Origin of the sequence: Pseudomonas sp. (assembly GCF_050739995.1) — a bacterium.
Taxonomy (GTDB): Bacteria; Pseudomonadota; Gammaproteobacteria; order Pseudomonadales; family Pseudomonadaceae; genus Aquipseudomonas.
On the sequence record NZ_JBOICG010000196.1, the window covers coordinates 1 to 5919 of the forward strand.

Consider the following 5919-nt stretch of genomic DNA (forward strand, 5'->3'; position numbering starts at 1 on the left):
GCAATTGCTCACCGCGTACCTCGCTGGAATCCAGCGGCGCCACCTGCACGGCAAACACCTGAGCGCCACCCGCCCGCAGCGCCGGGACGATGCCATACCAGTAGGGAAACCACCCCAAACGTACAAAACCCAACATGCCGGGCACCAGCACCAAGGGGTAACGCGTGGCAAGGGAGTCGGGCATGGAACGCATATCCGGATCGGGAAGGTAATGACACTATCCTAGACCAATCGATATGACCGCCCTATGACCGTCAGGCCGTTCAGAAATGCCCGGCCAGATCGTGCAACTGGCGCTCGGCCTCGTCACAAGCGCGCAGGAATACGCTCTTGTCCGACTCCTCACCCTCGGCAGCAATCACCCGCACATCATCGATACCGATGTAACCCAGCACCGTACGCAAGTGCGGATCAGCGTGGTTCATCCATTCAAATTCCCCGCCCGGACCAAACCCGTTGCCGCCACGGCTGGTGATGATCAATGCACGCTTGCCCTTGAGCAACGGCTGGTACTGGGCCATGCCCTGGCTGTCTTGCGTGATGTCGAAGGTCAGGCCCAAGCGCACGATTTGGTCGATCCAGGCCTTGAGGCCGCTGGGCACGCCGAAGTTGTACAACGGCATGGAAATCACCAACAGGTCATGTTCGATCAGCTCGCCGACCAGTTCGTCGCTCAGTTGCAAATCAGCCCTCATCACCTTCGGCAACGCTTGCGGCTCAGGGTAGAAATTCGCCGCGACGAAGGCTTCGGTGACATGAGGAATAAAGGCCCGGCCGACTTCACGGCGGGTCAGTTGCGCGTCGGGGTTGGCGGTTTGCCAAGCGGTGAGAAACGACTCGGCCAGGCGCCGGGAGTGGGAGCGTTCGCCACGAGGACTGGCGTGAACCACAAGTATTTTTTTCATCTGTGCAAACCTTCAGGGGTAGACTCAGGCAACCTTCTTGGCGCCCTTCTTGCTCACAAATCTAGAAAAGAGCGCCCCCTCCGACAAATGAGCAATAGTTGATCTGGATGAATCTATCTCACCCATGGAGCCTGAATGTTCGCCTCACTGCCCCTGACCGCCCTGCGCACATTTGAATCGGCATCGCGCCTATTGAGTTTCAAGGCCGCCGCCGAAGAACTGTCCGTGACACCCACGGCGGTCTCCCACCAGATCCGCTTACTGGAAACCTGGCTCGGCCTGCCCTTGTTCGAGCGCCTGCCGCGCCAGGTGCGCCTGACAGAAGGCGGTGAACGGCTGTTTCACAGCCTGCACAGCGCCTTGCTGGATGTGGCGCAAAGCCTGGACACCTTGCGCCCGCAACGCAGCGCCGGGCAGCTCACGGTGTCGACCACGCCGGCCTTTGCCGCGCTATGGCTGGTGCCCCGCCTGGGCCGCTTCTATGCCGCTCATCCCGATATCAACCTGCGCCTGGATACCCGATGCGAAGTCGTCGACCTGCAACAGGATGCCAGCGTCGATCTGGTGATCCGCTACAGCCTCGGCGACTACCCGCAGTTGTACGGGCAGTGCCTGTTCGATGAGCACTTTGCGGTGTATGGCTCCCCCGAGCAGGTGGCGCTGGCCAGCACCCAGGTGCCGACATTGATCAGCGTGCGCTGGCATAACTCCAAGCTCTACGCCCTGGGTTGGCAAGCCTGGTGCGAGAAAGCCGGGGAACGCTGGCTGACGCAGGCGTCGCCGTTGCGCGAATACGATGAAGAGCACTATGCGTTGCAGGCGGCCATTGCCGGCCAAGGCTTGGTACTGGCGAGCAATATCCTCGTGTCGGAAAGCATCGCCAGCGGATTACTGGTGCCGTACCGATCCCAGGTCCGTGTCGACGGTGCCGGTTACAGCGCCCTTTGCGTGCCGGGCCGCGAGCGGCATCCACCGGTGCGAGCGTTTTTCCAGTGGATGCAAGAGGAAGTGACACTGGCGCAAATCCGATAAAACTTATTGCGTTGCCTGGGACTCACAACTTGGAGCGATCACGCCGCAAGAGCGTGGCGAAAAACCGGATGAGTACCAGGAGATTGAGATGACCGAAGCAAACTTGACTGACGTTGCGACCCTGCGCAGCCGCGCCCGCCAGAACGTCGAAAACGGTGCCGTGACCGAAGGCTACGACGCTGACCGCAAAGAAATCATCCGCCTACTGAACGCGTCGCTGGCCACTGAACTGGTCTGCGTATTGCGCTACAAGCGGCACTACTTCATGGCCAGCGGGATCAAAGCCTCCGTCGCGGCCGATGAGTTCCTTGAACATGCGACCCAGGAAGCCGAGCACGCCGACAAACTCGCCGAGCGTATTGTGCAATTGGGCGGCGAACCGGAGTTCAACCCGGATCTGCTGTCGAAAAACTCCCACGCTCAATACGTGGCCGGCAAGGACCTCAAGGAAATGGTCTACGAGGATTTGGTAGCCGAACGCATCGCGGTGGACAGCTATCGCGAAATCATTCAATACATCGGCGACAAAGACCCGACCACCCGCCGCTTGTTCGAAGAGATCCTGGCTCAGGAAGAAGAGCATGCCGACGACATGGCGGATATTCTCGAAAGCCTGTAACCCAGCAACCCGCAATACCATTGTGGGAGGGGGCAAGCCCCCTCCCACATTTGGCCCTCTGTTCCTGCAGTTACTTCACCGTCTTGGGCGCCTTGCCTTCCTTCATCTGTTGCAGCAACGGTGCGCATTGGTTCGGTGCGTCGCCGCTGGGTGCGACCAAAGCCAGCAAGCCAGCAGCCGGCCCGGCGATCACGCCCAGCGCCACCATCCCGGCACCGCGCAGCATCAGCGGCACCGCCTTCACACCGGCGTTGGGCTTGATGAACGGCCCATTCACGTACAGTGGCGAGCGCAATGAGAACAGGCGGAAGCCTTTCGACTCCGGCGTGATGGTCAGGTCCAACTGTTCCGTCGCCATATTCGCGGTGCCATCGATATAGATGATGGCGTTCTCGGTATCGAACACAAACAGGCGGGTGGTGGCCAGCCCGGTCTTGATCCCGAAGTCGGCCGCCGCGCAGTTGATCTTCACTTCCTTGTCGCCGAACAAGCGGCCGACCACATAGTTGCCCACGTTGAGCCCGGCGATTTCCATCAGGCCACGGCTGATGGCGCCATCGTTGATCAGCATCTTCAGGTCACCACTGGAGGTCCCCAGCAGCGCAGCGACAGAGTTACCGCGCCCGGAAATATCCGCATCGCCGTTGAGCTCACCGAAGCTGGTTTTCATCGGTTCGAAGGTTGGGAACAACTGCTTGAGCTTGAAGTTGCGCGCGGTGAGTTTGGCGCGGCCTTCCATCGGCGTGGTGCGGCCGTTCAGGCGAATCTGCGCGTCCAGCTTGCCACCCGCCACACCGAAACGCAGGGGCTCGAGGCTGAGTTGGCCATCGTTGAGCACCAGGTGGGTGTAGAGGTCGGTAAAGGGCAATTCAGCGCTGTGCACAATGCGTTTGCCAGTGAACTCCACGTCAGCATCCATATCGCGCCAGCGGTCGGTGCGGAACTCTTCCACCGGCAGAACTTTGGTTGTCGGCTGCTTGCTCGCACCGCCACGGGCTTTTTGTTTGGCGTTGGAATCCGCACCGATCAAGGGAGCAAGGTCGGTCATCAACAGTTGGTTGGAGATCAAGGCGCCGCTGAGTTTTGGCCGTGGCTGGCTGGCCACATAACCCAGGTCGCCGTGGATATCGCTGTTACCGATCTTGCCGTTGAAGTTTTCGTAGCGGAAGGATGCGCCGCTGGCTTCATGCAACTTGGCGATCAGATGACCGTCGGTGGAATAGGCCGGCGAGTCCGGCAGGGTAACGCCGGTCAGCGGGTACAAGTTGCCCAGGCTGCTACCGGAGAGCTTCAGGCGCAAGTCCAGGGCACCCAGGTTCAGCGGATCGGTAAGGGTGCCGGCCAGGGCAATGCTGGTATCCGCCACCTTCACTTGGGCCTGCAGCGGGAACGGCTTGGCTGCGTCCTGCAACGCGAGCAGGCCACCGATCTTGCCGGTGCCGTCGAGTTTCTGGCCGTGATACTGGCCTTTGACCTTGAGACCGAACGCATAGTCCTGGGGTGCCGAACCTTTTTCCAGGGCCTTCTTGGCATCCGCATCGCCGACGATTTCACCGAAAGGGATGGGTTTGCCCAGGAGTTCAATGATGACGTCGAGTTGAGTCTTCAAGGTCTGGTCGTCGAGGGTCACATGCCCCTTGTCGAAGCCAATGGCACCGATGTCCACCACCCAACTCGAAGGTTCGGCATTCGGGTCTTTGGGGTCGAACTTGAAGGTCCAGTTGGCGCGACCGTCGGCCAGGCGCTGCAAGTCGGCACTCGGCTCAGTGAGATCGATGCGCGGAATCACCACACGCTGCACCAGCAACGCCAGGGGCGAAATACGCAGCTCGACTTTCTTGAGCGTGACCATCTGCGGTTTTTTCGACCAGTCGGGGTTACCCAAGGTGAGGTCTTCGGCGATCACGTGGGGCCATGGCACCCAGGCGCGCCAACCGCCTTCATCAGGTTCGCGCTCCCACACCACCGCCAGGTTGCCGTTGATGGCGAACGGACGATGCAGCTCTTCGGAAACTTTGGCATTAAGTGGCGGTTTGATGCGATTCCAATCGAAGAACACCAGAACCAACACCACCACGGTGATTAACAGGGCGAAGCTGGCGCAGCTCCAAACAACAATTTTACGAGTGCGCGTCATTGCACAGGACTCCTGAATACGACTGGCAAGGCTACTCCTTTAGAGCAGCTTATAAAGCTGTGACTGGCAAACCGCCTGGGGGTTTAACCGATCTGCGGTTTTAGTCGCAAAAAGCCATTTTCCTGATCGAACAGACAGCTTCGATCATCGACGACGCACCATTGTTACCCGGGTTCGTGTCGAAAATACCCACCGTAGTGCAAAACCGCGGGCTTGAGAGGCGCGAGTTAGAGCCTTCGCACGGAACAATCAATTCTGTTGATTATTACCATTGTGTTTATGAACTTTTATATCGACTTATCAAGAGTAGCATTAGCCCTGTACCCACTTTTTCGCCCTCCCAAGGAGCAACCCTCATGAAACGCCAAATACTCGCTACCGTGTTGCTGTCCGTCCTGGCTTCCAGTGCTTTTGCCTTGCCAGCCGCCGAACAAGCCACCCCACAGAACAAAGCCCAAGCCGTGCAATCCAGCCAAACCCTGGCTCGCAGCGGTTCGCAAGAAGAAGAAAACCGCGACTACGCCAAAGGCGCTGTTGCTGAAAACGGTTCGGAACAGGCCAACAAACGCGCCTACACCGAAGGCGTTGCTGAAGGTGGCTACGATCGCCTGCAAGAGAAAGGTCTGGTAGAAGGCGGTGCTGAACAAGCCAACAAACGCGCTTACACCGATGGCGTTGCTGAAGGTGGTGCAGACCGCCTGCAAGAACTGCATCAAGCACAGAGCTAAGCCCGTGGTGGCCCAGAAAAAAGCCCGATCAGCCGATCGGGCTTTTGCTTTTATATAGCGTGTGTCACGTATTGCCCCCGCCAAGTTCGACGCCAGCAAAGCGGTTTTGCTAGAGTGCGTCGCTGTACTTGCCGACTAAGCCCACCCGCCCATGCTGCCCCGCGCCGAACAGAAGCAACAAACCCGCCTCGCCCTGATGGACGCAGCCCGCCATCTGATGGAGTGTGGCCGAGGGTTTGGCAGCCTGAGTCTGCGGGAAGTGGCCAAGACGGCGGGTATCGTGCCCACCGGCTTCTACCGTCACTTTGCCGATATGGACCAACTTGGGCTGGTGTTGGTGAGTGAAGTCGGCCAGACCTTCCGCGCCACGATTCGCCTGGTCCGCCACAACGAATTCGTGATGGGCGGCATTATCGATGCCTCGGTGCGGATCTTTTTGGATGTGGTCTCGGCCAATCGCTCGCAATTCCTGTTCCTGGCCCGTGAGCAATACGGTGG

The 5919-nt window shown here is 59.2% G+C and carries 7 protein-coding genes; 4 read left to right on the top strand and 3 right to left on the bottom strand.

Annotated elements, in window-relative coordinates; genetic code table 11:
- A partial coding sequence (locus ACRESD_RS06820) for an esterase/lipase family protein (RefSeq protein WP_431750230.1) occupies positions 1-184 on the bottom strand: 184 nt, incomplete at its 3' end.
- A 79-nt stretch (positions 185-263) separates the two neighbouring features.
- Positions 264-905, bottom strand: coding sequence for an FMN-dependent NADH-azoreductase (locus ACRESD_RS06825; RefSeq protein WP_431750231.1), 642 nt, complete (start codon positions 903-905; stop codon positions 264-266).
- Between the two features lie 135 nt (positions 906-1040).
- Here ACRESD_RS06825 and ACRESD_RS06830 point away from each other — a divergent pair, with 135 nt between their 5' ends.
- A complete protein-coding gene (locus ACRESD_RS06830; protein WP_431750232.1) occupies positions 1041-1937 on the top strand; it encodes a LysR substrate-binding domain-containing protein in 897 nt (298 codons plus the stop codon).
- Positions 1938-2025: 88 nt separating this feature from the next.
- Entirely contained in the window at positions 2026-2556 is a 531-nt protein-coding gene (locus ACRESD_RS06835; RefSeq protein ID WP_431750233.1) for a ferritin-like domain-containing protein, read from the top strand.
- 70 nt (positions 2557-2626) lie between these two features.
- Here the strand turns inward: ACRESD_RS06835 and ACRESD_RS06840 are convergent, their stop codons facing one another.
- Positions 2627-4693: an AsmA family protein gene (locus ACRESD_RS06840; protein ID WP_431750234.1), complete on the bottom strand. Its 2067-nt coding sequence runs from the start codon at positions 4691-4693 to the stop codon at positions 2627-2629.
- Positions 4694-5049: 356 nt separating this feature from the next.
- Between ACRESD_RS06840 and ACRESD_RS06845 the strand changes: the two genes are divergently transcribed.
- Positions 5050-5421, top strand: coding sequence for a hypothetical protein (locus ACRESD_RS06845; RefSeq protein WP_431750235.1), 372 nt, complete (start codon positions 5050-5052; stop codon positions 5419-5421).
- A gap of 151 nt (positions 5422-5572) precedes the next feature.
- A partial coding sequence (locus ACRESD_RS06850; protein ID WP_431750236.1) for a TetR family transcriptional regulator occupies positions 5573-5919 on the top strand: 347 nt, incomplete at its 3' end.

What these genes read in the sequence shown, in the direction of transcription:
- ACRESD_RS06840 (WP_431750234.1), bottom strand. Translation starts at nt 4,693, where the DNA reads ATGACGCGCACTCGTAAAATTGTTGTTTGGAGCTGCGCCAGCTTCGCC.
- ACRESD_RS06825 (WP_431750231.1), bottom strand. Translation starts at nt 905, where the DNA reads ATGAAAAAAATACTTGTGGTTCACGCCAGTCCTCGTGGCGAACGCTCC.
- ACRESD_RS06830 (WP_431750232.1), top strand. Translation starts at nt 1,041, where the DNA reads ATGTTCGCCTCACTGCCCCTGACCGCCCTGCGCACATTTGAATCGGCA.
- ACRESD_RS06835 (WP_431750233.1), top strand. Translation starts at nt 2,026, where the DNA reads ATGACCGAAGCAAACTTGACTGACGTTGCGACCCTGCGCAGCCGCGCC.
- ACRESD_RS06845 (WP_431750235.1), top strand. Translation starts at nt 5,050, where the DNA reads ATGAAACGCCAAATACTCGCTACCGTGTTGCTGTCCGTCCTGGCTTCC.